The sequence below is a fragment of the Salimicrobium humidisoli genome, assembly GCF_002295105.1.
GTDB classification, from domain to species: Bacteria; Bacillota; Bacilli; order Bacillales; family Halobacillaceae; genus Salimicrobium; species Salimicrobium humidisoli.
In genome coordinates this window covers 73,438-99,679 of sequence record NZ_NSGH01000005.1, presented here as the reverse complement: position 1 = coordinate 99,679, position 26,242 = coordinate 73,438, and the positions used below count along the sequence as shown (strand labels likewise).

32 protein-coding genes, 1 pseudogene and 1 riboswitch are annotated in these 26,242 nt (G+C 46.8%); of the genes and pseudogenes, 4 read left to right on the top strand and 29 right to left on the bottom strand.

Going from position 1 to position 26,242, the window contains the following annotated elements:
- Positions 1–33: 33 nt before the first annotated feature.
- The 14 genes and pseudogenes from CKW00_RS04560 to CKW00_RS04500 all read right to left on the bottom strand — a co-directional run bounded on the left by CKW00_RS04560 (position 34) and on the right by CKW00_RS04500 (position 10,101).
- The gene (locus tag CKW00_RS04560; RefSeq protein WP_198951620.1) at positions 34–1,293 is read right to left on the bottom strand and encodes a GntP family permease; all 1,260 of its coding nucleotides are present in this window, start codon (positions 1,291–1,293) and stop codon (positions 34–36) included.
- A gap of 94 nt (positions 1,294–1,387) precedes the next feature.
- Entirely contained in the window at positions 1,388–1,747 is a 360-nt protein-coding gene (locus tag CKW00_RS13810) for a PucR family transcriptional regulator (protein WP_233129716.1), read from the bottom strand.
- A gap of 12 nt (positions 1,748–1,759) precedes the next feature.
- Positions 1,760–2,497 (bottom strand): annotated as a pseudogene (locus tag CKW00_RS13805) (CdaR family transcriptional regulator); the annotation flags it as partial.
- Between the two features lie 263 nt (positions 2,498–2,760).
- Positions 2,761–3,753 carry a C40 family peptidase gene (locus CKW00_RS04545; RefSeq protein ID WP_095821587.1) on the bottom strand — a complete coding sequence of 331 codons (993 nt, stop codon included), beginning with the start codon at positions 3,751–3,753 and terminating at the stop codon, positions 2,761–2,763.
- Between the two features lie 19 nt (positions 3,754–3,772).
- Positions 3,773–4,837 carry a dipeptide epimerase gene (locus CKW00_RS04540; protein ID WP_095821586.1) on the bottom strand — a complete coding sequence of 355 codons (1,065 nt, stop codon included), beginning with the start codon at positions 4,835–4,837 and terminating at the stop codon, positions 3,773–3,775.
- A gap of 12 nt (positions 4,838–4,849) precedes the next feature.
- Positions 4,850–6,013: a DUF819 family protein gene (locus CKW00_RS04535; protein WP_095821585.1), complete on the bottom strand. Its 1,164-nt coding sequence runs from the start codon at positions 6,011–6,013 to the stop codon at positions 4,850–4,852.
- A 113-nt stretch (positions 6,014–6,126) separates the two neighbouring features.
- Positions 6,127–6,444: a DUF3870 domain-containing protein gene (locus CKW00_RS04530; protein WP_008587290.1), complete on the bottom strand. Its 318-nt coding sequence runs from the start codon at positions 6,442–6,444 to the stop codon at positions 6,127–6,129.
- A gap of 270 nt (positions 6,445–6,714) precedes the next feature.
- The gene (locus tag CKW00_RS13570; protein WP_143544226.1) at positions 6,715–6,939 is read right to left on the bottom strand and encodes a hypothetical protein; all 225 of its coding nucleotides are present in this window, start codon (positions 6,937–6,939) and stop codon (positions 6,715–6,717) included.
- 176 nt (positions 6,940–7,115) lie between these two features.
- On the bottom strand, positions 7,116–7,391 hold the full coding sequence (locus CKW00_RS04520; protein ID WP_095821583.1) for a hypothetical protein: 276 nt from the start codon (positions 7,389–7,391) through the stop codon (positions 7,116–7,118).
- Between the two features lie 92 nt (positions 7,392–7,483).
- Complete coding sequence (locus CKW00_RS13665; RefSeq protein WP_158221274.1) at positions 7,484–7,633, bottom strand: hypothetical protein; 150 nt, start codon at positions 7,631–7,633, stop codon at positions 7,484–7,486.
- 107 nt (positions 7,634–7,740) lie between these two features.
- Positions 7,741–8,742 carry a DUF2268 domain-containing protein gene (locus tag CKW00_RS04515; protein ID WP_095821582.1) on the bottom strand — a complete coding sequence of 334 codons (1,002 nt, stop codon included), beginning with the start codon at positions 8,740–8,742 and terminating at the stop codon, positions 7,741–7,743.
- Between the two features lie 379 nt (positions 8,743–9,121).
- Positions 9,122–9,484 carry a HesB/IscA family protein gene (locus CKW00_RS04510; RefSeq protein WP_095821581.1) on the bottom strand — a complete coding sequence of 121 codons (363 nt, stop codon included), beginning with the start codon at positions 9,482–9,484 and terminating at the stop codon, positions 9,122–9,124.
- A 58-nt stretch (positions 9,485–9,542) separates the two neighbouring features.
- Complete coding sequence (locus tag CKW00_RS04505) at positions 9,543–9,779, bottom strand: YuzB family protein (RefSeq protein ID WP_095821580.1); 237 nt, start codon at positions 9,777–9,779, stop codon at positions 9,543–9,545.
- Between the two features lies 1 nt (position 9,780).
- Positions 9,781–10,101 carry a YuzD family protein gene (locus tag CKW00_RS04500; RefSeq protein WP_095821579.1) on the bottom strand — a complete coding sequence of 107 codons (321 nt, stop codon included), beginning with the start codon at positions 10,099–10,101 and terminating at the stop codon, positions 9,781–9,783.
- Positions 10,102–10,245: 144 nt separating this feature from the next.
- Between CKW00_RS04500 and CKW00_RS04495 the strand changes: the two genes are divergently transcribed.
- Positions 10,246–10,485, top strand: coding sequence for a NifU family protein (locus tag CKW00_RS04495; RefSeq protein ID WP_040608998.1), 240 nt, complete (start codon positions 10,246–10,248; stop codon positions 10,483–10,485).
- 50 nt (positions 10,486–10,535) lie between these two features.
- On the opposite strand, the gene CKW00_RS04490 is transcribed toward CKW00_RS04495, so the two are convergent.
- Positions 10,536–11,495, bottom strand: coding sequence for a 2-hydroxyacid dehydrogenase (locus tag CKW00_RS04490; protein WP_095821578.1), 960 nt, complete (start codon positions 11,493–11,495; stop codon positions 10,536–10,538).
- A 126-nt stretch (positions 11,496–11,621) separates the two neighbouring features.
- Here CKW00_RS04490 and CKW00_RS04485 point away from each other — a divergent pair, with 126 nt between their 5' ends.
- Positions 11,622–12,122 carry a phosphatidylglycerophosphatase A family protein gene (locus tag CKW00_RS04485; protein ID WP_095821577.1) on the top strand — a complete coding sequence of 167 codons (501 nt, stop codon included), beginning with the start codon at positions 11,622–11,624 and terminating at the stop codon, positions 12,120–12,122.
- A gap of 6 nt (positions 12,123–12,128) precedes the next feature.
- On the opposite strand, the gene CKW00_RS04480 is transcribed toward CKW00_RS04485, so the two are convergent.
- From CKW00_RS04480 to CKW00_RS04435, 11 genes are all read right to left on the bottom strand, one after another.
- A complete protein-coding gene (locus CKW00_RS04480; protein WP_095821576.1) occupies positions 12,129–12,896 on the bottom strand; it encodes a TIGR01457 family HAD-type hydrolase in 768 nt (255 codons plus the stop codon).
- 6 nt (positions 12,897–12,902) lie between these two features.
- Complete coding sequence (locus tag CKW00_RS04475; RefSeq protein WP_095821575.1) at positions 12,903–13,340, bottom strand: DUF86 domain-containing protein; 438 nt, start codon at positions 13,338–13,340, stop codon at positions 12,903–12,905.
- 70 nt (positions 13,341–13,410) lie between these two features.
- A complete protein-coding gene (locus CKW00_RS04470) occupies positions 13,411–13,686 on the bottom strand; it encodes a YutD family protein (RefSeq protein WP_095821629.1) in 276 nt (91 codons plus the stop codon).
- A gap of 118 nt (positions 13,687–13,804) precedes the next feature.
- Entirely contained in the window at positions 13,805–13,900 is a 96-nt protein-coding gene (locus CKW00_RS13565; RefSeq protein WP_143544225.1) for a methionine/alanine import family NSS transporter small subunit, read from the bottom strand.
- A complete protein-coding gene (locus CKW00_RS04465) occupies positions 13,900–15,432 on the bottom strand; it encodes a sodium-dependent transporter (protein WP_095821574.1) in 1,533 nt (510 codons plus the stop codon). The genes CKW00_RS13565 and CKW00_RS04465 overlap by 1 nt, the downstream gene beginning before the upstream one ends.
- A gap of 182 nt (positions 15,433–15,614) precedes the next feature.
- The gene (locus tag CKW00_RS04460; RefSeq protein WP_095821573.1) at positions 15,615–17,159 is read right to left on the bottom strand and encodes a Na+/H+ antiporter NhaC family protein; all 1,545 of its coding nucleotides are present in this window, start codon (positions 17,157–17,159) and stop codon (positions 15,615–15,617) included.
- A gap of 134 nt (positions 17,160–17,293) precedes the next feature.
- A riboswitch (Lysine riboswitch) is annotated at positions 17,294–17,470 on the bottom strand.
- A 163-nt stretch (positions 17,471–17,633) separates the two neighbouring features.
- Positions 17,634–19,031, bottom strand: a complete 1,398-nt coding sequence (locus CKW00_RS04455; RefSeq protein WP_095821572.1) for a bifunctional metallophosphatase/5'-nucleotidase — start codon at positions 19,029–19,031, stop codon at positions 17,634–17,636.
- A gap of 15 nt (positions 19,032–19,046) precedes the next feature.
- Positions 19,047–19,862 carry a sulfite exporter TauE/SafE family protein gene (locus CKW00_RS04450; RefSeq protein WP_095821571.1) on the bottom strand — a complete coding sequence of 272 codons (816 nt, stop codon included), beginning with the start codon at positions 19,860–19,862 and terminating at the stop codon, positions 19,047–19,049.
- A 160-nt stretch (positions 19,863–20,022) separates the two neighbouring features.
- Positions 20,023–21,666 (bottom strand): DUF2207 domain-containing protein, encoded by a 1,644-nt coding sequence (locus tag CKW00_RS04445; protein WP_095821570.1) that lies wholly within the window; start codon positions 21,664–21,666, stop codon positions 20,023–20,025.
- 110 nt (positions 21,667–21,776) lie between these two features.
- Positions 21,777–22,781 carry an ABC transporter permease subunit gene (locus tag CKW00_RS04440; RefSeq protein ID WP_095821569.1) on the bottom strand — a complete coding sequence of 335 codons (1,005 nt, stop codon included), beginning with the start codon at positions 22,779–22,781 and terminating at the stop codon, positions 21,777–21,779.
- Entirely contained in the window at positions 22,778–23,650 is an 873-nt protein-coding gene (locus CKW00_RS04435; RefSeq protein ID WP_158221273.1) for an ABC transporter permease subunit, read from the bottom strand. The genes CKW00_RS04440 and CKW00_RS04435 overlap by 4 nt, the downstream gene beginning before the upstream one ends.
- Positions 23,651–23,837: 187 nt before the next feature.
- Here CKW00_RS04435 and CKW00_RS04430 point away from each other — a divergent pair, with 187 nt between their 5' ends.
- Positions 23,838–24,572 (top strand): MerR family transcriptional regulator, encoded by a 735-nt coding sequence (locus tag CKW00_RS04430; protein WP_095821628.1) that lies wholly within the window; start codon positions 23,838–23,840, stop codon positions 24,570–24,572.
- A 120-nt stretch (positions 24,573–24,692) separates the two neighbouring features.
- A complete protein-coding gene (locus CKW00_RS04425; RefSeq protein ID WP_095821567.1) occupies positions 24,693–25,358 on the top strand; it encodes a YesK family protein in 666 nt (221 codons plus the stop codon).
- 16 nt (positions 25,359–25,374) lie between these two features.
- On the opposite strand, the gene CKW00_RS04420 is transcribed toward CKW00_RS04425, so the two are convergent.
- From CKW00_RS04420 to CKW00_RS04410, 3 genes are all read right to left on the bottom strand, one after another.
- Positions 25,375–25,554, bottom strand: coding sequence for a hypothetical protein (locus CKW00_RS04420; protein WP_095821566.1), 180 nt, complete (start codon positions 25,552–25,554; stop codon positions 25,375–25,377).
- 76 nt (positions 25,555–25,630) lie between these two features.
- Positions 25,631–25,822: a hypothetical protein gene (locus tag CKW00_RS04415; RefSeq protein WP_095821565.1), complete on the bottom strand. Its 192-nt coding sequence runs from the start codon at positions 25,820–25,822 to the stop codon at positions 25,631–25,633.
- A 48-nt stretch (positions 25,823–25,870) separates the two neighbouring features.
- On the bottom strand, positions 25,871–26,215 hold the full coding sequence (locus tag CKW00_RS04410) for a hypothetical protein (RefSeq protein ID WP_233129712.1): 345 nt from the start codon (positions 26,213–26,215) through the stop codon (positions 25,871–25,873).
- Positions 26,216–26,242: the final 27 nt, after the last annotated feature.

The following is a 26,242-nucleotide window of genomic DNA, read 5'->3' as shown; positions in this document are numbered from 1 at the left end:
TCCTCCTTATAGTTGCTGTTGTAGCTGTGCCCGTTAAAATAATTGAAACACCCCGAAAATCAGTGTAGATACGACAGCGAGCGTCAAACCTACGACCGTCTCATAAGGTATCAGCTTCACGCGTTCCTGGATACTCATCAGTACACTACCGGCCGTGGCGTGGAAAAAGCTTCCGTGAGGCATATGGTCGATCACCGTTGCCCCGGCGTGGATCATGGCTGCACCTGCCAGACCGCTGACACCCATTTCAAGCAGCGTTCCGCTGAAAACTTCTGCGGCAACGATAGACCCGGCCGTCGTTGAAGCGGTCGCTCCCCCCATAAAGATGCCGGAAACAGGAGCTAATGCGTAGCTCGGCAGCCCTAAATATTCAATGGTATCTATCAGCAGGTACTGCAGCGTGGAATTCGAAATAATCCCCGCGATGGCTCCGGTACCTAGAAGGAGTACGGCGACTGCTGACATTTTGCCGAGGCCGGTAATGATAAATGAATTGATCGATCTCCATTTACCCATAACGATCGCCCCGACCAGACCTCCTGCGGGAAGCGCGATCATAGGATCGACTTCAATACCGGCGACAGGACGCAGAACGAGTAAAGAAATCGCTATTATTGGCGCGGTAAGCGCGAGCGTGACCGGAGGGAGCTTTTTACCCTCTCCTTCTTCCAGGCCCCTCTCACCGACGAAACTACCTTTATGTACGAGGCGCTTCGCCATAATATATGTAACGAAAATCCCGAAGACCGCAGGCACGATTCCTGCAGCCATTACAGAAGTCAACGGAACCTGGAAAGCTTCGGAAACGGCAATCGTATTCGGGTTAGGGGACATAATATTCCCTGCCTTTCCCCCGCCCACCATAGCAAGTAATATAGCCGTTTTGGACAAACCCGCTTTGTAGGCGATCGCCAACGCAATCGACGCCACCGTGATTACCGCTATATCCACGAACACACCCGCGGCGGTCAGCGCCATCGTCGCTAAAATAAGGGAGAGGAGAGCTTTCTTCTCACCGAGTTTCTCCACAACAGCATTCGCGATGGAATTCGCCGCTCCCGATTCGATCAGAACACCGGCCAGAACCCCGGCTGCAAGGATCCGCAGCACGGCAGGGATGATTCCTTCCGCTCCTTCCACCATCAGCTCCACTGTCTGCGTAAGACCGGCCCCGCCGACAATTCCTCCGACCAGAGCTCCGGTGATAAGCGCGTATACGGGCGGTACTTTTCTTAAAATCAGTACGATGGCTAAAATCAAACCACCGATGGCTCCTACAGTTGTTACAGGCACTTTTAACACTCCTCGTTTAAAAATTCTCCTTCCATTGTAAGCGCCTTCCGAAAAGAAGTCATCAGTCATTTGCACAAATTAAACCGCTATCATTTCACTTTATTAGGTCTTCCTGTTCTTTGAAGCTGGTGAAAAGAACATAGGTTGCGTGTAAATAAAATAAATCCCTCACATTCCGTGGATCCCTGCCGGTGATATGTTGGATGTTCGCAAAACGATACTGGAGTGTATTTCGATGTATGTATAATTTGTCAGCCGTTTTTGCGGATTTTCCGTTACATTCCACATACGTCTTTAAAGTTGCAATCAGTACTTCCGGGAGCTGTCCATCGGTTTGATGTACCGAAAACCCGTCTTTTTGATACAAGTCATAAAGCAGCACCTCCACGGACAGCTTTCCGTAAAACACCACATCATCTTTTATGGACGTTGCTGCAGCAGTCTTCCTCGTCATCAGGCTTCTTTTATAGGAACGGGCGACTTCCGATGCGTCAGAAGCCGGAGTCCCTACATAACTGGACGGCAGATGTAAAAAGCGGATCCATTCTTTTAACTTCGTCTCGTACTCTTCTGACAGAACAATCGTTTTTATGATTACAATTCGATCCTCCAGCACAGTGACCAGTTCCTGCGGCCTTAGATGTGTCTTGATTTTTCTTTCCAGCTGATCCAGGTAATCCCTGCTGTTTCTGTCAGGGGGCGGAAAAACACAGATGACTATCCGCGGAATCTCAAGGTCGATCCCCAGCATATCCGCTTTCCGTGTAAATTCCCGGTCATTGGCATAGGTGTCTTCCAGCCACTGATACAGAAATTCCCTGCGAATCCGTTCGTCGTATTGAACATGGTCAAGAAGGTATCTCTGTTCTATAATCATTTCCGCTGTCATTTTTACGAGTTCTCCGTATTTCCTCACTTCCCCGGGCGGCCCGGTTATCCCGATAGTTCCGATGGTGCGGTTTTCATAATAAATAGGTAAATTGATTCACTGGTCGACACCGTTCCATTTTTCCACTTCCTTCGGATGAATCTCCAAATGGTCTGCCGGATTTTTTCTATACTTCACGGCTTCATGTATGGTCCCTCTTCTTTTCGTATCGCCAGCCCCTAAAATTATGCCATTTTCGTCCATGACATTGATATTATAAGAAAGAATAGCCATGGTTCTGTCTACGATCATCTGCGCAATTTCACTCGATATCAATTGACGTCCATCCCCTCACGTAATTGCTATGGTTCTTTCTATTATGCAGCCGACGACGTTATGTCCTCAACCTCTCTTTACATATTCCATTATGACAGTTTCCTGAATCATGGCACGCATTTTTAATGTGAATAAAGCTGTTCTCATAAAAAGAAGCCTGAAGGAAAACATTCCCTCAAGGCTCCTCTGGAGTTTTAACATTTTGAATCAACGTAAGCAACGCAAAATTTATTCCCACAAAAGTGCCGGAGAGTTACGTTACATTAATCCAAATATCTTCTCGCCCCTGCAAATTCAACGGCATAATCCGATTCGAACACGTCGATGATTTCTACCGTACTTGCCGAATTAGGGGAATGGATCATCTCCCCATCCCCGATATACATACCGACGTGGTGGACATATCCTTCTCCTTCGTCATAAGCGAAAAACAGCAGATCCCCTTCCTGCAGATCCTCTTTTGCTACGGGAGTCCCGTTCTCCGCCTGTACGGAAGAATCCCGCGGTATTGTTATTCCATGTGATTTGAAGATGGTGTGTGTGAAGCCTGAACAGTCAAACCCGAAACCGGAAGCACCTGCCCACAAGTACGGCAGTCCCAGAAACTGTTTCCCCGTTTCCACCAGGTCCTCACCGTCCGCTTCAGGGATTTCGTCCTCGCTCTCGTAAACGGAAGCATCCTCTTCGTTGATCCACTTCATTCCATCACTCGGAGTAACCACCAGCATGGAATCTCCAGCCTGAGTTACAACAGGAAGTTTCGTATTGAAGCTGATTTCTTTGAATTCCTTTTTTCTGTTTTTATCGTCATACAGATGAGCCGTAGGCGATGTGACCAGTGCGAACGGCTTCTTATCTTTTAAAGTGCTGTACCTTTTCTCATCCGCCAGCTGTTCTTTCGGCATCCAGGCCGGGTAGCCGAGTTCATTTTTCGGTGTCGGCTGACCGTGGACGGCGACTTTCACCCAGTCCCCTTTTTCTTCAAGGATGGTGACTTTCTGTCCATAAAGAGCCTGCGTCTGCAGTTTACCGACGAGTCCCAGTTTCTGTTCGTATGTCATGTTTTCCGTCCACTCCCACATATCTACCGGGTTACTGATCGCCGGAGCATCGACATCCCTCGTATCAGCAGGTTCACTCCACAATGTAGCTACAGACACATCTACGTACATCTCTTTATTCTCTGCCTGGACAGCAGAAGTGAAAACAAAACTGAACAGCAGTACAGCCGTTATCCATAAAAGTCTATTTTTCATCAATAACCACCTCCAAAGATTAATAAAAACCGAGCCCGGGGCGTTCGTTCAACGTCACTTCTCTTCCTTCGTAGCTCATCCCCCCTTTCAGACCTTCATCATCCATCCAGGCCGGGGCGTCGAGATCGTACATCGTAATGTTCGGGTGGGCCATAGCAAGGTGGACAGCCGCCGTGCCTGAAACAGTCGATTCCATCATACTTCCGATCATGCAGGGAACACCCGCACTCTCGCAGATATCAGCGATCTGCCTTGCTCTTCTCAATCCCCCTGCCTTCATCAGTTTGATGTTCACGTAGTCGGTACAATCCATTTCCAGGAGCCGAAGGACTTCCCGCGGGGAAAAAGCGCTCTCATCGGCCATAATCGGCACGTGAGCATGTTCACGCACGTATTTCAGAGCTTTCAGGTCATGAGCCGGAACAGGCTGTTCGACGAGTTCCACATTGATATTTTCCTGTTCTATCTTTTTCAGAAAATGAACGGCCTGTTTCCCCGTCCACCCTTGATTGGCATCGAGACGCAGGCGCACATTTTCCCCTACCGCTTCTTTTACTTGAAGCAGGCGATCGAAATCCTCATTTTCGTCCATGCCCACTTTCAATTTAAGGACGTCGAACCCTTCCCGGACTCTTGCGACCGCTTCCTGTTTCATAAGGTCCGGGTCATCTACACTGACGGTCATATCCGTCTCAAGTACCCCTCTCTCCCCGCCCAGCATTTTATATATGGGGAGATTGTTATGCTTTCCGTAAGCATCATGGAGAGCTATATCCACAGCCGCTTTCGCGCTCGAGTTATGGATGCAGCTTTTTTCCAATTTAATGAGCTGATGGTTCAGTTTCTGTACATCTTCGTTCAGAAGAGCATCCCGGACAGGACCCTCCACGGCTGCTCTCATCCCTTTCAGGGAATCCCCCGTAACCTGAAGGGAAGCCGTCGCCGACCCGTACCCTTCGATCTCTCCATCCGTTTTCACATATACATCCATCACTTCAATGTTTTCCACGGTACGGACAGCGGTTTTGAATGGACGTTTCAAAGAAACTGTTCTGTTTTCGCATACGATATCGGTTATTTTCATATAGCTCCTCCCCTACAACATCGAAAGCACTTCGGCAACCAGCAGTCCGCCGTACGTTCCGAGGAACGATCCTCCGAGAGCCATCAGCACGCCGACCGGTATAAGCGATCTGTGGTAAGCTCCTGCAAGCAGTGGGGCAGACGCCATCCCGCCGATATTCGCAAGACTCGAAACACCCAGAGTGAACAGATCCAGTTTGAAAAGTTTCGCGACAAGCAGCATGATGATTGCGTGTACAGCGAGAATCACGAAACCGGAAATAATATACACCGGCGCCTGTCCCAGTTGGGAGAAATCGGCACGGGAAGCGATCAGGGCGATAACGATATAAAGGAAGACGTTCGCGATATCCATCGAACCCGGAACTTTCGCAAGCTTCGTCATAGCGAGAAGTACACCGAGAATAGAAACGATGAGGATCGTCCACGTCGTTGCGTTAACGACAGTACCGAAAGAAGGAAGCACTCCGCCGATCTCGGCAGCTATCGAGGAGACGAATATGGCTACGGATAAAAGACCAAGCATATGGACGAAGGTTATGTTCTTCGCATCCTTCTCTTTATCCTCCTCCACTAGGTCAGCGGTGATTTCATCGAGATGTTCGGTATTGGACTTAGCCCATTTGTTGAAAAGGGCCGCGAATGGAACGAGCCAGAACATGATCATGACCCAGGAGGAATAGTTGACAGTATCCATAATAAGGGCGTAACCAAAAATATTCTCCGGCACCTCGAGGATCCCCTGAATGATGACCATGTTGGCGGAGCCGCCCGTCCAGCTTCCGGCAAGAGCTCCCAGGGCCTGCCACGTATTTTCAGCATATAACCCCTGGAACAGCAGGTATGTGACGACGAATCCGAGCATAATACTGAAAGCAGCCGCAAAATAACCGATCAGCATCTTCGGACCCAGTTTCTTCAGTTTTCGTAAGTCACAGTTGATAAGCATCAGGAATATGAGCATCGGAAGCAGGATGTCCCGTACATTTCCATACGTACTGTCAATCGTTTCCGTGGAGCCGATGATCCCTGTCGTCTTCAGAATCGCACCTCCAAAGTAAATGAGCACGATACCCGGCACGTATTTGAAAAATTTACTTTTCGACGATTCGAGAAAAGCGACCAGTCCGGCCAGACCTATGATGACTCCCAGATAAAGAAATCCACTTTCGATCATAATGATTCTCCCCCTTGATTGATATTATGTATAAAAACAAAAAACCAGCCGGCAAGAATACGCTTCTTGTCGACTGGATTTTATCCACGATCAGTGAGATAAAGCAATCGGTATCATATATTCATAATGTCATAGTACTTCAGCTGTGCCTGTTTAAAAGCAACGATCAGTGCTTTTTTAGAGGAGCCGAAATACCGCGTCGTAATCGCCTGTTCGACTGTTTCCCCGTCCGTCATCTTTTTCCCGATGAACAGACTGTGGACAAAATGGACGGTGATGTCCAGCATGGCCGTACATTCGACATCGACGATTTCATTACTGTTCATATCCACGACAAATCCGACAAAAAAGGAATCATATTTTTTCGTAATGGCATTGTTCCCGGGTGATTTGGATTCACCCACTATGTAACAAGTCTGTGATTCATACATTAAGTTTCCTCCGAATCTCCGGCATCTTTTGCAAGGATAGCCCGCCCGGATAAAAGCGAACCGCCGTTACAAAATGCAGATTCAATCGGTGTTTATTAAAATAGTACCATTTCTATAAAGCGCTTTCAATACTTTTTGAATTTTCTCACATAATTTAGGTGATGGATGTTCTTTTGACAAACCTTATCTACAAAAGTATACATCAGGTATTTCAAAATGATTCTAAAGAAATCACGGAACATTTTATTTTTATATAATGTTAAAGTTTTCTTACTGTCTTCTACAAGGAAGTTTATCTTCTGCAGCTTCAGTTTTCTCATGTGTTATTTTTGCTGCTCTACTCGCACTTATGATCATCATTAGCATAGAAAGAGCAGAAAATAACACCCAGTAATTATTATTGTTCACTGCCAATATTAGTGTAATGACTGCCAATAAAATCGAGGCTGACTGCAATAATACCCATCTTCTGTCTTTTATTAATGGCCAGTTCATATGGTCCCCCGTCCTTGCTATTATAAGTTAGTACCCCTATAAAGTTCTACTTGGTGACAGTACATAAGCTCCACCCGGACCTTTTACACTTCTTTAATTATTTCTTCAGCACAGTTCCCTAATCCTTTTTCTTTCCCAGGATCACTCAGAAATTATTGAAAAGACATGAAGTATTCTCAATAAAATGAACTAAATATAGTTCTCCATAGACCAATAGCAACTGACACCAGGAGCATTATTAATAAAATCTTGAATGATTCTTTATAAGCCCCACTTTTCCTATTTTCTCTTTTCGAGATACTCCATATAAAATTAATCAAAAAAATACTTATAACTACAATCACGCTCAAATGGAATGGCACATCGGTAAATGCCATAACTATTATTAAAAACATCGCAATTATACCGGCAATTGTATCATTTTGATTTTTCAATGTACTATTTTCATTCATAATTAAGTTTCCCCTTCGAGGTATCATTCACTTCACTATAGTTTATCCGTTCTCCGGTTCAACACCTTCTCTCTGTGTGAAATAAGGTACCATTACAATATGTAAAAGAAAACAGGAAAGTTAATAAATACGAAAGCTACTCCTAAACACCCCAATCCGCAACCTGTAGCCCCTTCTGAAGCCATTTCGATTTTACTGAGATCTTTATCATCTCTGAAATTGTTTTCATCTTTATTCCTCACCTTTTCACTCCTCGCCATTCTGCCGGTTTCATAATATTGAACGATAAGTATATAAGAAACCTTGAGAGCTTCTATGCAATTGAGGGTCAGTATTCCTATGATTCATCTTACTGAAGAAGCTCTTCATAACTTGTTTTTTCAATTAGTTGTTGGGGTGATAAATCAATCCATTCCTTCACAGAGGAAGGGTTGTTATTCTCTATATAATCTTCTACGATTACAGCTCCTATCTTATAATTGGACGCTATGGGAATATTTCTATTGGAGTTCCCCCGTTCCAATGTGTAGTAAGCATCTGCATTGTATCCGTTCCCCTCTTCTTCAAGAACGCTGAGCACTTCATTTTTCTCATTTTTTTCCAACGGAGTGTTCCAACTTGTTTCTACGGAAGGATATACTTTTCTGGCAAACGTGTCGGCTTTTCCTTCACTGATTACGAGTTCATTAATACTGCCCCAATTCCCACCATTCCCTTCACCTTCAATCAAATGACCGTACTCATGTGCTACGGCATATTTCAACTGTTCTTCCTCATAGGAAGGATCCAATTTCATGATCACTGTATCTTCACTAAGGGTTACTCCCGTCACACCGCCAAGATTGTAAATCGGAAAATGGTTTGTAGGGTTCAGAGGCATGACGAAGATAGTCTTATCGGTACCGGAGAGTTTACTCGAGGACTCCTTCAAAGCGCTTTGGACACTTTTCATAATCACATCTTTCTGTTTCATAAGTTCTTTTGTACTGTTCTCCAGTTCTTCAATATTAGTATTATATTCAAAATAATCCTCGTAAAATTCCGATATTTCCAGGTCTTTCTCTTCAGCTATATCTTCAAAAGAGGAAATCACATATTCCTGATATAACCTTTCCCTATCTTTTGAAGAATCGCCCCCGACTTTCTCTGTATAGTTCAACGTCTGAGAAAAAAGAGGGATGACAGTAAAAGTCTGGTCGTTATGTTCGAATTCAAGGCCTTTGTTTTTTTGGGAATCCGTTTCTTCTGATGCACCAGCTTTTTCTTTTCCCTTATCACCTGAGGATGAACTACACCCGAGGGTAAACACTGTCAATAAAAATAATAGGAAAAACAAAATCGATTTATTCATTTGCAGTCCCGCTTCCTTATAGTGTATTTTACCTCTCTTATACTCAATGAGCTTTTACCTTCCATTTCACAATTTAAAGGCAGACCTTTTATGACATCTAATAACAGTGAATTGCAGAGCTCTCCATCTTTTCCAAATTATACAAATATATGTAACAGAACTAGAGTATCATTCCTCGAAAATGTTTTCAAATAATTTAAAAAATTAATTTGTTTTCACTGAAACTTTTATCACTTCAATACCTGTGTCCATTTGCAATACTCAGATGTACATGCAAAAAAATACGCCTTCCTGGCGAAAATCACTTTCGCTAAGAAGGCATATTATGTGAAGTAACGAGAAAGGGTCGTTTCCCTTAAACGAATTTTGAAATCGGCAATCAGCAGTTCGGGTCCGGTGTCCCGGCATTTGTCGCTGTCTTAAAGGATGATCCACAGCCGCACGATACGATGGCGTTCGGATTATCGATAGTGAAACCGCCACCCATCATGTTCTGTTTGAAATCGATTTCCGTCCCTTCAATGATTGCAGCATCCTGGTTGTTGATGATGACCTGAAGGCCGTCATGTTCTTCTTTTATATCAAGATCTTCATTCATTGTATCTTCAAAACCGAGCTTATAGGAAAGACCACTGCATCCTCCGCCCTGCACGCCAAAGCGTAAGTATTTATCTTGAGAGTCTTCTTCCTGCAGCATTTCTTTTACTCTGTAAATTGCAGCTTCCGTAAGATTGAGAACCATTCGGAACCTCTCCTTTCTACTATCAGTATATAGGCTGATCAGTAAATGTTCAATCCATTCATATCAGCTCTTCTTCTTCCAGGTATTCGTAAATCTTCTCAAGCAGCTCATCCGGAGAATTCGCGAATACCCGCTGCCCTTCCACAAGAGCGTAATGTTTGATGGCACACATTCCGCAGTGATTCAGACATCCCCATTCCTGTACATCCAGGTCCGGATCCTTTTCGAGTTTCTCCTTCACTTCCTGCGTTCCGTCAGCGAGGTTCGTTACACAAAATTCTATGAGAGGATTCAATCTATCCCTCCTGTGCCGTAAGACCGTGCTTTTCCAGATGCTGATAGACGGATTTGAGGCGCGGGTCCCCTTCCCCGGCTATTTCTCCTTCAACCAGCACCAGAGGATAAAAAAGCTCGTCTTCCATAATCTTTTCGATGTACTCGTCTTCTTCTGTATTGAATATATCGATATATCGGTAAGTGATTTCTTCATTTCCGTACTTGCGACCGATGGCTGCCTGGAGCCACTCATATGTCTCTTTCGACCCCGGCGCATTCACACAGCTCGCACAGCGCTGATCCGCCCCGTACACAGTGACGGTTACATTTTCTTTACTCACCGGCATCTCCTCCTTATCGGTTACTTTCATTTTACAAAACTATTGAGAAAAGATAAAATGATAATAGTTCTCATCTTCCAAAGCTATGGATGCTACATTTGTGATATAGTATAGATAACATCATCACGAAAGGGGAAAGTCGATATGCAACAACAAGTGGATATGAACGAACAAGTCCAGGAAGTCCTGAATAAACTGCGCCCATTTCTGTTACGTGACGGAGGGGACGTGGAACTTGTAGACGTAGAAGACGGCATCGTCCGCCTGCGCCTTATGGGAGCGTGTGGTAACTGCCCAAGTTCAACGATTACATTGAAAGCCGGAATCGAACGGGCTCTCAGCCAGGAAGTTCCGGGCATCTACGAAGTCGAGCAGGTATTCTGATCATACATTACGTAAAAAGAGAAGGGGACGCCCCCTTCTCTTTTTTATGTTCACGTAACCGGTGTGAGAGGACTCTCTCCTGCAGTGACACGCGCGACGTTGTCGAGACAGAGCTGCATCATGCGATATCTCGTCTCCGTGGTTGACGAACCGACGTGAGGAGTAGCCGTCACGTTTTTCAACCCGAGAAGCGGGTGATCCGCAGAAATCGGCTCCTCTTCGAACACATCAAGACCGCATCCGCTGATTTCCCCGTTCTCAAGAGCATGCTGCAGAGCTTTTTCATCCACCGTTTTCCCGCGGGAGGTATTGATGAAATAAGCGGTATCTTTCATGGTACGGAACGCTTCATCGCTGAACATATGATGCGTTTCTTCGGTGTACGGAGTCATGCAGACGACGTAGTCGGATGTCTGAAGAAGTTCCTCGAGAGAAACGTACCGGGCTCCCGTCCGTTCTTCCGCTTCGGTCTTACGGGAACGGTTGTGATAGAGCACCTCCATCGAAAAACCCACGGCTCTTCTGGCCACTGCCTCTCCGATACGTCCCATTCCGACGATACCGACGGTTTTATGGTGGATATCCGTGCCGGCCAGCTGCAGTGGAGACCACTGCTTCCACCTGTCTTTTTTTATGTAATTTTGAGCTTCACTGATTCTTCTTGCGGTGTTCATCAGAAGAGCAAACGTAAGATCGGCTGTCGTTTCGGTCAAAACGTCCGGCGTATTCGTCACGGTCACCCCGTGTTTCCGCGCTGATGCCACATCGATGTTGTCAAAACCGACGGCCAGGTTAGCTACGATTTTGGCGGACGTGTTCCGGAAAAAGTCATCATCCAATTTCTCACTCAGCATCGGAATAAGGGCATCAATATTTCCTCTTTTCGCTTTCAGCTCCTCCTCCGGAATCGGCTGGTCGATGTCGTACATATCAATGTCGAGCCGGTCACGATAAGGAGCGACGACTTCTTCCGGCAACGGTCTCGTAATCAATACTTTCGGCTTTCGCATGTATGAATCCCCCATTCTTTGGTACAGACACCCGGTCTGTCTCTTTGTTATACTTTATTCACGGGTTTGTGGCTACATAAACTAGGGAAAGAGAAAATCGTACTGAGTCGTTAGGAGGAAGTTATAATGAGTGATAAAATTACCAAACTGGAACAGACGGCACGGGCGTGGCTGAAAGACCGTGGTGTATCAATCGATGACATTGCGGATCTCGTCTACTATCTTCAGGCGAAATATCACGAAGGTCTGACGATGGAAGACTGCCGCGAAAACGTCCAGAAAGTCCTTCACAAAAGAGAAGTGCAGAACGCCATCATCACCGGTATTCAGATGGACAAGCTCGCGGAAGAGAATAAGCTCGAAGAACCGCTTCAGAGTACAATCGAAACCGACGAAAGCCTGTACGGCATCGATGAAATCATCGCTTTTTCCATTGTGAACGTCTACGGTTCCATCGGGTTTACCAACTACGGTTACATCGACAAACAAAAGCCCGGCATTTTGAAAGACCTGGACGATAAATCGTCCGGCAAGTGCCACACTTTCCTCGATGACATCGTAGGAGCTATCGCAGCAGCCGCTTCCAGCAGGCTGGCCCACAGTGCTGCAGGCGATACCGATGAATAAAAGACGTCAGGAAAACGTCCACTCATCCAGTTTCTTCACTTTATAAGTGGGCTGACTCTCGACCTCGTTCAAGTCTTCGAACGAGGTCGCTCCTGTTTCCACCATCAGTGTGTCCACTCCCGCATAGATGCCGGCTGATATATCCGTTTCATAGTTATCCCCAACAAGCAGTGCCTCTTCTTTACTCACCCCGAGCACTTCCAGTGCCTCTTCCACAATAAGCGCTTCCGGTTTCCCGACGTACACGGGGCTGATTCCGGCAGTGAGAGCGATCGCTTCCGTCACCGCTCCGTTTCCGGGAAGCATCCCCTCTTCCGTAGGAATCGCCCTGTCTTTATTCGTACTTACAAACGCCGCTCCGTTCTGGATATTCAGCGCTGCCTTCCTCAGTTTATCGTACGACAACTCACGGTCGATACCGACGACCACCACGTCAGCGTTCTCCTCGGTAAGTGTCGCACCGCCGGCAAGCAGGGCTGATTCGAGCCCTTCTTCCCCGATCATGAAGACGTTCGGTTCAGAAAACTTGCGCTGTATGTATGCGGCCGCCGCCATGCTGGACGTGTATACCTGCTCCGGCAGTGCATGAATACCCATCCCGTTCAGTTTATCTGCTACCTGAACAGGCTGTTTTGAGGAGTTATTGGTAAGAAATACGTAAGGGATCCCCCGCTTTCGGCACTCTTCGACGAAGAAAGGCGCTTCCTGTATCACTTCGTTCCCCCGATACATCGTACCGTCCAGGTCAAGCAGCAGACCTTTGTACTTTTTCATTACTGCTCACTCCTTCGTAAACGCTGAGACGCTTCCCAGTTCGGCATTCAAATAGTGACGGATGCGCTCCGGGAACTGCCTTAAAGACCCGAGGCATTCGTTCCACTCGCTCAACAGATGTTCATGGGATACGGTCGTATACTCGCGCACGACCGCTTTTCTCATATCGATGATCCTCTTGTACTGGTTCTCCTCTTCATAAGGGAGAACTTTTTCGTCCATAAGGATATCAATAATATCATGATAGCTGCCCGGATCGCGCATGATGAAGCCGTCGATCATTTTGTTCCCCACATCAATCATCACTTCCACACTCATGTGAGTAGCTCTTTCCAGTGCAAGCCGTTCCGTAGTCGTCTCCATCCCTGCCTGCTGCAGTACAGGAATCAGTTCTTCCACGTAGATGAGGAGATTATCAATCTCTTCACGATTCACAAAATACATTCCAGTTCACACCTTTCCCGGTTTTTCATAAGAAATAAGAGGAGCACGTATTCCCCTCCCCCGTTTCTGTTTACTTATCAATCCGTTTCAGCACAAAATAGGCACAGCCGAAATTACAGTACTCGTACAAATAATCTTCGAGCGTACTTATCTTCGTATCGAACGTCGCTTTCTGGTTCTGATCATCATAAAAGCCTTTCAGCCTGAGCTGACCATATCCCCAGTCCCCTACGATGAAATCGTATTTCCCGAGTATCTCGCTTGCTCTTTGTTCAATAGATTCTTTTTCCACCGCATTGCGGTAATCCTCTAAAATTTCATATTGTTTACCTAACAATTCCAACATATTATCACCTCTTACACTGCTGCCAGTATACCACATTTCCGCACTCCTAAGAAAAAGGAAACGACCGTCTTCCTGATCTAAAAAAAGCAGCCTGCACCGGGTGCAGACTGCCTGTATCTTATGATTTTTTGGATTTTCGTACAGCATTCGTAATACTTAGAGCAAGTCCGCCCCAAATGATCGTGATGGTAAGAATGAACATAACTATAGCCATCAGAGTGACCCCTCCTTGTGGTTAGGCTTCGTCGGATCTTCAAATGCCGTTCCCTGAGGCCATTTCTTCATGGAGAACGCAAACCCGATAAGGATTGCCGCCAGCGCCACTACCCAACCGAAGTAGATAAGGAAATCTGCCGGGTACCCTTCATATGGCTCCGCAAGTTCACTCGTGAGGTTCTGGACCATCTGAAAACCGAGTACGATCGGTGTAATGACACCGAGACAGAAACGCCACCAGCCGGCAAGCATAACGTCGGAACTTGAGTTCGCATGTTGCTGAAGTGCCTTCAGTTCTTTTGCGAACCATGCAACGGCCACTACCTCGACAAGACCCGCGAGAGCTACGCCGTAACTGTTGATGAAGTGGTCGACGGTATCGAGTATGTTCAGCCCGCCTCTTGTTGCATAAAGAAGGGAAAGGATAGCTGCAACCCCTCCGCCGAACACAACTGATTTCTGACGGGAAATATTGAATTTCTCGGATACTGCAGCGACATACGTCTCTGAAATCGAAATCAGAGAGGAGAACCCTGCCAGAACGAGAGAGGCGAAGAACAGGAGACCGAAAAGCCCCGGTATCCCCGGAATCTGACTGATGATTTCAGGAAACACCATGAAAGCGAGCCCTATTCCTCCGACCCCTTTTTCAGCTGCCAGACCTGCAACAGTCGTATCGTACTGGAACGCCATGAAGCCGACAGCGGAGAATACTCCGATACCCGCTAAAATTTCAAAAGATGAGTTCGCAAAACCGGTAATGAATGCGTTGTTCGTAATATCGGACTTTCTCGGAAGATAGGAAGCATACGTTACCATAATTGCAAATGCGATGGATAAACTGAAGAAAATCTGACCGTAAGCGGCGATCCACACTTCCGCATCCATTATCCTGCTCCAGTCCGGTTCGAAAAAGCTGTTCAGACCGTTCATCGCGCCCGGAAGCGTTACAGCCCGAACGACAATGATAAGAAACAGGACGACGAGAGAAGGGATGAATATCTTATTGGCAACTTCAATCCCCTTCTTGACCCCACGGGAAAGCGTGCCGAGCACTACTGCCCATACGATAACGAGAGGAATCAGAACTTTAGGTACGAGACCGCCAAGCTGCCCGGGGTCCGCAAGTTTAAGGAAATCTCCCACGAAGAAAGCAGTAGGATCACTACCCCACGTCAGGCCGATTGAATAATAAGCATACATAAGTGCCCAGGCGATGATGACTGCATAGTACGTCGAAATGACAAACGCGACGAGTACCTGCCACCAGCCGATCCATTCCATTTTTTTGTTGATGGTCGCAAAGGATTTCGGAGCAGATCCTCTGTACCTGTGACCGATAGTGTACTCCATAATAAGCAGCGGAATCCCGGCAGTGAGTAGCGCGAATAGATAAGGAACGATGAATGCACCGCCACCACTTTCATAAGCTGTAGCCGGGAAACGCCAGATGTTACCAAGGCCGATAGCCGACCCCATCGCTGCAAGCAGGAACCCTACCCGGGTGCCCCATTGTGAGCGATTTTCCATAGAAAAGACCTCCCTTTAGACTTCACCTGTCCCCCTGAACTGAAACATTTAAAAATTCGGACAAATGAGATTATTCTGTAATCTTGTATAAAGTATAATGGGAAATTTCAACTATGTCAAAAGAAACTTTAGACAATCCGACATAAACAAAAAGACCGACACACGTCGGTCTTTAGGGGCATTCAGCTATTCGTTCTGGGTCTGAACAGGAAACCGGCTGCAACAACTACTAAAAGAGTAACAAGCAGCGGTACAAGCACACTTCCGAGCAGCGCAAAAAGGAAATATCCCGTCGAAGCGGCGACCGCTGCAATAATGGCATAAGGAAGCTGGGTCAGCACGTGATCGATGTGGTGGGACCCGGCTCCTGTTGACGAAAGAATCGTCGTATCGGAAATCGGGGAACAGTGGTCCCCGAATACGGAACCTGCCAGGACCGCGGACAATGCCGGTACGATGAAGGACGGATCCGTGACTGCAGCGATTTCCCCTGCAATCGGGAGCATGATTCCGAACGTGCCCCAGGACGTTCCTGTTGCGAGAGCCATGAACCCTGCCGTAAAGAAGATAAGCAGGGGAAGATAGGCGACGTTCAGGTTCGACGCCTGCACGAGTCCGGCGAGATACTCACCCGTACTGAGCTGATCGATCACTGAACCGATCATCCATGCCAGTACAAGAATGTAGATGGCCGGAAGCATCGCTTTGACCCCTTCCAGAAGCACTTTCCGGAGCGGAGACTTGCCGGAAGGGAGACCGGTGTACATCAGAATCGAAACGACAGCCGCTGTCAGTCCTCCGTAAAACAGGGAGAAATTGACGTTCGTGTTGGCGAACGTACTCAAAATATCCGCCGAACCTTCACTGGCGCGGACACCGGTGAATATCATCAGACCTACTGTCATAACAACGAGTACGGCAATCGGCACGAGAAGGTGTCTGATATGACCATTATCGTGGGGGTGAAATTCTTCATTAAGATCCCCGGGGATATCCGTATGCTTCGGATCGGTCAGTTCCCCCGTCTCCTCCGCTCTTCGTTCGTGCTTTTTCATGGAACCGAGGTCCAGCTTCAGCATGATAGTGAGAAAGACGAGAAGCAGCGCGGCAAAGACGTAGAAGTTATAAGGAATCATCTGGATAAATGCTTCGAACGCCCCGATATCCGTTATTTCATTCGCAGCGAGAATCGTACCGATTGTACCGATGATATAGGCACCCCAGCTCGAAATCGGAGAAATCACCGTCACCGGAGCCGAAGTGGAATCGATATAATAAGCGAGTTTTGCTCTCGACACTTTCTGTCTGTCGGTAACCGGACGTGCTACCTGACCGACGGCAAGAGCGTTGAAATAATCATCAATGAAAATGATGATACCGAGCACTGCCGGCACTAAAGAAGCACTCCGCTTCGTCTTCACGCGGGAAATCGCCCACTTCCCGAAAGCCCTGCTTCCGCCCGAGGCAGTCATGAACGCGGTCATGACGCCGAGCAGCAGCAGAAAAGAGAGCAGGTACAGGTTCCCGATATTCAATGCCCCTTCCGTATAGAAAATCGTATAGAATTCCTGCCACAGAAGACTGAGAGTCCCCGTTACGTCGAATCCGGTAAGCATAAACGCTCCGATAAGAATTCCGAGACCGAGAGACAGCAGAACCTGCCGGGTCGCTATGACGAGAATAAGCATAAGAACGGCCGGTATAAGAGAATAGATTGTTCCTTCCATAAAGTCGTACCTCCAAAAGTTTTTTGGCATGGATCGACTACATGAACATAGGAGTAATCGAAGTTTTTTTGCATATAAAAAAACAATGACAGAAAATAATCCATCATTGCTTCAGCAATATGATTATCCTCCATGCGATCAGTAGCGCACCATGCATGTAACATGCATGACAGTACATCTTTTGTTCAAACATGTACCAGCATGGAAGGTGTGACGGTCCATCCATACTTCGGCAGGGAATCCTTTCCCAGGAGCTCTTCGCTGTCACGCTCGTTCCTGATACTGATATTTCCTGCACCTCTACCTCATCGTGGCGATAAGGTCACGCGTATTCAATTCGGATTAAATTTTATCAGCTTCCCTTACCTATTGCAAGGGGACTTAAGCTCCAAAAAAGAATTGCCGTCTCCAGCAATTCTTTTCGTACGGTCTATTATGAAAAAACAGACATACATGCCATGAATACCGTTACCGTTAAGAATACTCTCCGGACTGCACGACTTTAAGCAGCAGGTCGCGGAGCATTTCCGGCAGGTAATACGTTTTCGTCGCACTGTGACTGATTTCCGGAAAAAACTTTCCGAAACTGAACGTATCCGCTGTAGCCAGGCTGTACCAGCGGTCCCGTTCGATCGGCTGACCGTCGAACCATACTTTTCGCACGTGTTCGCCTCCGCCCGGAGAAGTGGCCGTTTCGATTTCAATACCTTCAAAAATCATTTTACCGATCACTTCTCCGCGGAACCCGAGCCCTTTCAGCGGAAACTCCGTCACCTGTTTCGTGTAGGCGGAGCGGACGACTTCAACGATCTCCTTACCGCTCAAATGGACCTTACAGGGGTTCATCGGGTGGGGACAGATCCGGTGCAGATCCGCGTACGTCACCGCCCCCTTATCCAGTCCTTCAAGAATGACACCGGCATTCAGCATAGCTATATCCGCCTCTGTCCAGCTGCGCAGTTCCTTCGTCAATTCTCTCATCAGTGGTGTCTCATGGAACCAGTCCGCGGTCAGAGGAGTTTTCAGTTCCGCCACGGTCGAATAAAGACGCCGATGCGCTTTTTCCTTTAAATTCTCGAGCCTTTCTCTCACTTCCGCACTTTCTTCAAGCGTATCGGAGGCGACCGTGTACGCTTCCTTATTCACCAGTTTCCGCTTCGAATGATCCCAGTCTATAAAAATTTCACCGAGATGTGTTCCGTGCTTTCCAGCAGCCGTAAGCAGCACGCCATTGTGCTTCTCCCCTTCCGGCAGAAGGTGGTGAGTATGGCCTCCGATGATTACGTCCAGTCCAGGATAATCGGCAGCCATCTGCCGGTCCGTGTGGTACCCGAGGTGTGAAAGGAGAACGACGATATCACTCTGTGCCTTCACTTCCTCCATATACCTGTCCATCATTCTCTCCGGTGCCTCCACTTTCCACCCGAGCAGCTGATAGAACACGCGGAAGGGAGCGGTGAGCCCGATGATGCCGAGTTTCACCCCGCTCGCAGTCTCCCTGATGACGTAAGGCTTCAGCCAGTCCGGGTCTTCTTTTGACATAGGGAAAGCATTCGCGCAGGCTACCGGAAAGTCCGCTTCGTCGTACAGATGGTAAAGTTCCTGTTCCGCAAGGGTGATGCCTTCGTTGTTGCCGAAGTTCACTACATCATACTCGCTTGCATTCAGTAATTCCACGTTCCCCTTGCCTTTCAGTCCTTCTGCCACGGGGTGGAAGCGGTCCACGTGGTCCCCGTTGTCGAATACGAAAGAAGCTTCTCCTCTGTTTCTATGCTCCCGTCGCTTCTCTTCGATATAACCGGCGAGTTTCGGCCATTTTTCGAAATAACTGTGCAGATCGCTCGTATAGTAAATAAATATTTTCTCTATCATAATCTCTTCTCCTTATCATAATCCCTGAGAAATCAGACGGACACCTACGACAATCAGAAGAATGCGCAGCACCCATTCTATACTTTTCGCATTCATTTTACGATTCACGTACGCCCCGACCGTGCCGCCGAGATACGCTCCCGGAATGAAGAACAGCGTCCGGTACCAGTCCACGTGACCGAGACCGATGTGCGTCACGGAACTCGGGATTACGGCAAAAAATATCATGAACATCGAGGTGGCTGTAGCGATATGCGGTGGCAGCTGGAACAGCAGAATCATCGCCGGCACCATGAGCGACCCGCCTCCGATACCGAGCAGTCCGGATAACGTCCCGACCGTGAAAGCCAGGACAAGACCGAGAGTAATCGGCACTGTATAGTGATACTCCTCCCCCGCTACCATCCGGACCCCCTTCATCCCCTTTTTGAAGAGAGGCGTGGAGCCCTGGCGCCTCGGCAGGAAGAAAAGAAGGGATACGAAAATCATAACCCCTCCAAAAATAAGGGAAAATACATCCGCATTGAGAAAGCCGTTAATGTACGCCCCGAATATGCCGCCCGGGATACTTCCGATAAGAAACAGACTCCCGAGTTTAAAATCGACCCTCTTATGCCGAATATAGGAAAGGGCGGAAGACATCCCGGTGAAAATCATGACAATGAGAGATATCGCAACGATCTTCTGCGGGGTGACCCAGGAAAAAGCTTCGAAGAAATCGGACAGGAACAGCAGGGACGGTATTAGGATCACTCCGCCGCCAAGACCTGCTATACTTCCGATGAAAGCGGTGAGGAACCCGATAATCAGTGAAATAATTACAAAAATCATAAATATGTACCCTCTTTATCTTTTATATTCAACTATACCCTTATTAGAACGATGATAACACAGGTTTTCACTGAATGGAAAAAAGCACGGGCCCCGGAGAGACTCGTGCATAAATGGAAAACTTACCGGTTTATAAGTGTACGTGTTGAGGATCGGCGTATCAGAAAGCACCTGAACCACCACCGCCCCCGCCTACTCCGGCACCACCACCGCCGGCTCCGGCGCCTGTCGTCGCAGCCGAAACGGAGGCAGTCTGATCGGCCTGTCGGAAACTCTGATCAAGCGTCCCTGCAAGTATCATAAACATTGCGAGGTCGTTCGCAGTTACAGCGCTGGTTGGCAGATCGATGTCCGATTTTCTTTTCCCTGCGCCCACCTGGTACAGATAGGCGGATATCTGATCTTTCTCTTCCCACTGCTGCCATTCTTCACCCGTTTTAAGCGGTTCGAGTTCCTGCTTGATCCGCTGCCCTTCAAACGTAAGGGGGCGATAGAGTATAGCGAAAAGGAGAAAGTAAAAGAATAAAGCAATTGCGACCGCCATCCAGATGAATACTTCATAGACAGGAAACAGAAACGCAAAAGGCAATATGGCAAGACCCGCCACTCCCGCCGTCCAGCGGGCTTTCATGTTCTCCTCATACAGATGGTACTGCTTCACTTCCTGCTTCACTGCTTCGCTCCACAGACGGAAATTTTCCTGATAGGATTCAATGTGACCCTCATCCTCCAGATATTCCTCAAGATCTTCCACTCTGAACGTCCCGTTCTCTCCTACTTCATCGAATAGCCAGTTCAAAAGAAGCGTTTCATGGGAGTAATCGGTTTCCCGGTTCACTACCCGGAATTCCTCCTCCGGTCCTTCCTCGACGTTCCCTTTCCTCACGAGCTCAAGCAGGGCAGGGGTCATCATAGGAATCGTCACCTGACCATAGTTGCTGAACATAAGCATGGCGGGCAGGCTCATCGAAGTCTCCGGAAATCTTCCGGTACCGCTTCTCGCCCGTTCTGCTTCCCGCAACGTTTCCTTCCTTCTCCGGAAACCGGTGAGGAACAGTACGAACGCCAGAAGGAAAAAAGCCCCCGTTATATAAGGACCAAGCCCGCTCCACAATTCGTGACGTTCCTGCCTTGCAATCATCTTCTCATTCAATTCCGCTTCCTCATTAAGGATTTCCTTCAGCATGGCTTCGTCACTGGTCGGCTCCGCCTGCGGAAAAAGGGCGGCGTCATAAGCGACGCGTATGTCCCCGTTCTTCCCCTCCGGAACGCTTCCCATATCGAAAACCACTGTGCCGTCGGAACCGCTGTCCGCGGTATGATAAGCGGCATCATAACCATAAGCCGCTTTTGCTTCGGAGGGTTCCGGTGGTACAACCGTAATCGTCATATTTTCATAATCCGATTCGTTGCTACCGTCGAAAAAAGGCCAGTAGAACTGGGCGACGTCGGAATACACGTCCACCCCGCCCTCGATAACGTAAGTAAGGTTGATCGATACCGTTTCATCTTCACCGGGACGATGGATCTTGTACAGTTCATCTTCCTGTTCCACTTCAAGCTCTTTTCCCTGTTCAGAAGCCTTCACATCCTCGATAGCTGCATTGTCTTTATGTATGAGCGTTCTCGAAATCCCATTGAACTCTCCCTCGAATTGATACGTATGCCGCTCTTCGACGTGAACGGTTCCATCTTTCTGCAGTTCTGCCGTAATGGCAGTTTTCTCAATGTCGTATTCGACCGCAAACGCATGCAGAGGAAAAATAAGCATCAGTAAGCTCAGCGCCACTATGATTTTTTTCATGAGTTCTCCCCGCTTTCTTTCTATATTCTACGGTTTGAGCACGGAAAAGTTTCAAATGGAAGAAAAGTCGGAAGAATTCTGTTTTAAATTACGTAGAAGTGTCCCCATTGCTATTCCGAAGTTTTTTTCACCATCGCGAAATCATCCCGTCCTTCATCCGGCTGCAGATCACTTTCTACTTCACTCGTGTAAACCCTCGCTTCTTCAGTGAGAACGTTCCTGAGCGCACGACTCATACCCGTTAAAGCAAGAACGAATAAGACTAAAAAAATGAGCGGCAGACCTACCAGCCAGTATACGTTCGTTTGCAGCGTACGAAAGTACATACCTACCATGGAAGCCCACTCATAAGTGACGGGTACCGGACGCCCGGCCCCCAGCCCGAATTCTGCTTTCGTCCCGCCGAAAAAGAGTTCAAATACACCGAGGTGGCTCATAACGAGAACAGCCTGGATGTTCTGTCTCATGAAAAGTGTGACCAGTCTTTCTTTCAGATGGGGAAGCAGGTGGGAACGAAATAGATGAAACGATCCTGCTCCGAGTGACCTGCTCGTCGTGATGTACTCCTTCTTCAAAAGGACGCTTGTCTCATTCGCTATGTAAATGGCTGCAGGAGGTGTCAACAAAATACCGATGACCAGCACCTCTGTGCCTAACCGGAAGCCGAGCGTCGTCGGGAACCCGGACATGGGTTCCAGCAATAACGGTCTGAGAAAGTTGTAGGCAATGACGGAAGCCGGGATGAAATATAAAGCGGAAAGCGTGTTTTCAAGAATTTTAGACTTCCCTTTCTGTTTGAATCCAAGAGGGATGCCGACCAGGAAAGCAAGCGCGAAACTGAGCGTCCCTATAGAAAACACGCCCAGAATCGTATACTTAGCTCCTTTCAGGATGTAATAAACGATATGATTGCCGTTCATATCCGTGCCCAGAATCGAGTGTTCGAAGGGAGCAAAAGGCGGTCCTACCATTTCCCCCTGTCCATTTGTGAGAAACGGCGTGTGGCGTACATACGAATCGAAAAAAATAGCGTGGATCAGGCTTCCTGCCAGCATCATTACTATAAATCCGAATCCCCATAGGAATAACGGCTGTCTGCCCAACCTTTTCATCATAGGGAGACCTCCTGTCTGGTGAAGAAATACAGGGTCAATTCAACGATTTTCAAAACCAGATAAACAGGTCCAAAGAACAATAGAGCTGTAACGAAAAACACGGGAGGCTGCGAATAAGTGAGCAGGAAAGACGCCATCCCGAAATTCTCGAAAAGATATTCAACGATGAGCAGATTGCTGACCATAATACTGATCAGGAACTTCGCCTGATAAGACAGACGCACCAGCATATTCCTCATAATATGGGTGAGCAGTATGAACGTTTTCGGTAACCCTTTACTTACAGCCATTTCATAGTATGGCTTCTCTTTCTCTTCCTCTACAAGACTGAGCATCGACTGGAAAAAGTAAATGGTCGGAAGGATCGACAGGACCAGAGCCGGTGCCAGCACGGCTTCTCCTTCCCCCGCGCCCGCAAGTTTTATGAAAGTAGTCCCTGTCTCCACATACAGCCATACGAGAAACATCTGCGAAGCAACGACGAATACGACGTCCGGAATGCTTTGCAGGATGGAAGTAAAAGATAAGCTCAGCTGATAAATTCTCTTCGGAGCGCGCCACAACATAAGCGTTCCGAGAAGAGCAAGAGATAAAGAAACGACGAGAGCTGTTCCGAGTACGGTTACAGAACTTGCAAAAGCTTTGAATATAACAGGAAACAGACTTCTTTCCTCACCGGATTCAGGGTGAATGTAGACGAGCGATTCAGGGCTCATCAATTGCCCGAAAATACCGGCGATTTTTTCAAGTCCGGGCCAGACGAACCCCTCCACCGACATGAATAGAGGAGAAACACTTATCAGCAATACGCCCACTATTAAAAACAATGGTTTGATGCATTCATGCATCAGATATGACTTCCACGCCAAAAAACTCACCTGCCCGTCCATTCGCTAAAATCCCTATGAATTCCCGTTTCGTTGCCTTAATTTCATATATATCGATAAAATTCTAAATTTTGTAACTATTTTAACAGAGATGATAGACTTTTTACAGGTAATTGTTGTTGACCCTTCCGCTACGGGATACTTTACAGTTAATAGTGAAAGGAGGGTGCTGACGATGAAAGTAAAAGAAATAGCAGAGTTAGCAGGTGTTAGTGTACGTACGTTGCATCATTACGATGAAATAGGATTACTGGTCCCGGACGAAGTTACGGAAGCCGGATACCGGATTTATTCCGACAAAAATCTCGATACTCTCCAGCAGATTCTGTTTTTTAAAGAGCTCGGCTTCCCATTGGAAAAAATCAAAGAGATTATGCACAATCCATCGTTCGATCGTCAGCAGGCTCTGATCAGGCAACGCGACATGCTTTACAGAAAAAGAAGTCAGCTTAATGAAGTAATCAGAACCATTGAAAAAACGATACAGGAGTCGAAAGGAGAGAGAAAAATGCCAAACCGTGATAAATTCACAGGTTTTGATTTCAGTCATAACCCCTACGAGGAAGAAGCGAGAGAAAGATGGGGAGATGAAGCAGTCGATGAATCCGAAGAAAAAGTCAAGAATATGAACGGGTATGATCAGGAGAAATTCAACGAAATCTTTCGTGAATTGGCCCGTATCCGTGGTGTATCACCTGAATCCGATACAGCTCAGGACAAAATTGGTATATGGTATCACTATTTAAATGAGGTGGGGAATTATTCTCCACAGGCTTTCGAAGGGCTCGGCCATATGTACGTAAACGATGAGCGCTTCACTGAAAATATAGACCAGTTCGGAGAAGGTTTGGCTGCATTCATGTCCCAAGCTATGAGCATTTATGCAGAGAGGAACAAAAGTTAATAAGGCAGTAAATTCTACACTCTGATAGCGTACACTATCAGGGTGATTTATATTCCATGTTAAAATGAAAGGAACAAGAAAAAGGCTGCATTCCGTTAAAGACTTCCGGGAGGTGAGCATGTGTATTCAATACTGGCTGTCGGGTTATTTTTAGGTCTGCTGATTTTCAGTTTCTTCTTTATCATTGCGAAATGTAATAACCGGTACTACCTGGCCCCACTGATGACATTCCTCACAGCTATTACTATTATTCTCTACAGTTATTTCTTTGTAAGAGGATTTGAAGGAATGGGGTATGTATTTTTGGCTATGGGGATTCTGGTGGTCAGTATACTCGGTGCGATAGCAATACCTTCCCTGACTACATCGGCGAGACTGATGAGATTCACGCGTGGCGACAAAGTTGGTCTGATTGTACTGCCGGTCATCTTCTTCACCATCGTACTCATTCCTGTTTTAAACGGAAAAGACTACTGGATTATTGAACAGGGAGAGATGACCATTCAGAATAATACGGAAAACCACTACCGCGTCTCCACGATTTCAGAAGGGAATAGAGAAATTTTCATAAGACTTGGGGAAACCTATGCAGGTCAGAAAATAGAAGTTGAGGGGATCAATCAAAAGGACGGTACGGAAGTTGTTTTACATATGGTAAAGGGGCAAGGCGCATCCGATAAGTCTCCCTTCATCTACATCGGAGTCGATGAAATTGAGGAACCGCTGACCATACGTACGACTGCGGGAGAAGAGATTCACTCCTCTGATGAGAAATACAATGAATAGGGATAGAAGTTTTTTATCAATATAATCGCTTGTTCTTCTTACGTTCATTCACATTTATCATGATAAAGTGGGCGACTATTCCTCCGATCATAAGCCCTCCCCACAAACTCCAGTCTATGTCGTTTTTCCAAAAGCTTACTAGCAGGAACCCGATTGTGAAACCCATCAAAATACCGGTCAGAATTTTCAATTTCATAAAATTCCTCCTGAGACTGCTGACAGATTTTCTTTCAAGAATTTTTTCTATGTCGCAAATCCTGGAAATGTCTTATTTATTTTTCGTCCAATTTCCTTTCGAGTACATCGATCCGTTTTTCCAGAGACTCCATTCGGTCTTTTTGTTCCGAAAACTCATCTATTTTTGGTTTCAGCGCACCGGCCATTTGTTTTAGTCCCCAATATATCACCGCAACGGGAAGAGCAAGAATGACTAAACAAATGACAATAAAAACTAAAACATCCATAGCAAATCAACTCCTGTCTGCGTTACCTTGCCGTCATTCACTGCAATGTTATCTCTCACTATTAGTTATCCGACGTTTATACATCCAGTAATAGACAAAATAGCTGACAACAGCGACCAGCAAATAAAGCAATTCAGGTTTAACGCTCCCGAATAAGCTCCACCCCCGGTTGTTCAATTGCAGGAATTCGAATACGGAACTTAAGAAAAAAACCATTACGAGCAAAATCCAACTGCTTACAATAGCTTTCTGTTTAATAATTTTCAAGCGTTCACTATCTTTCGTATTGACCCCGCCGAATTCATCTGTACCGGTAAACCATCCGGAAGTGAAGAAAATAACTAAGCCTGCGAATACAATGATTCCGAAACTGACTAATTCCAAAATGATCACCTCATTGAAAATAATGTTCTTTCCAAT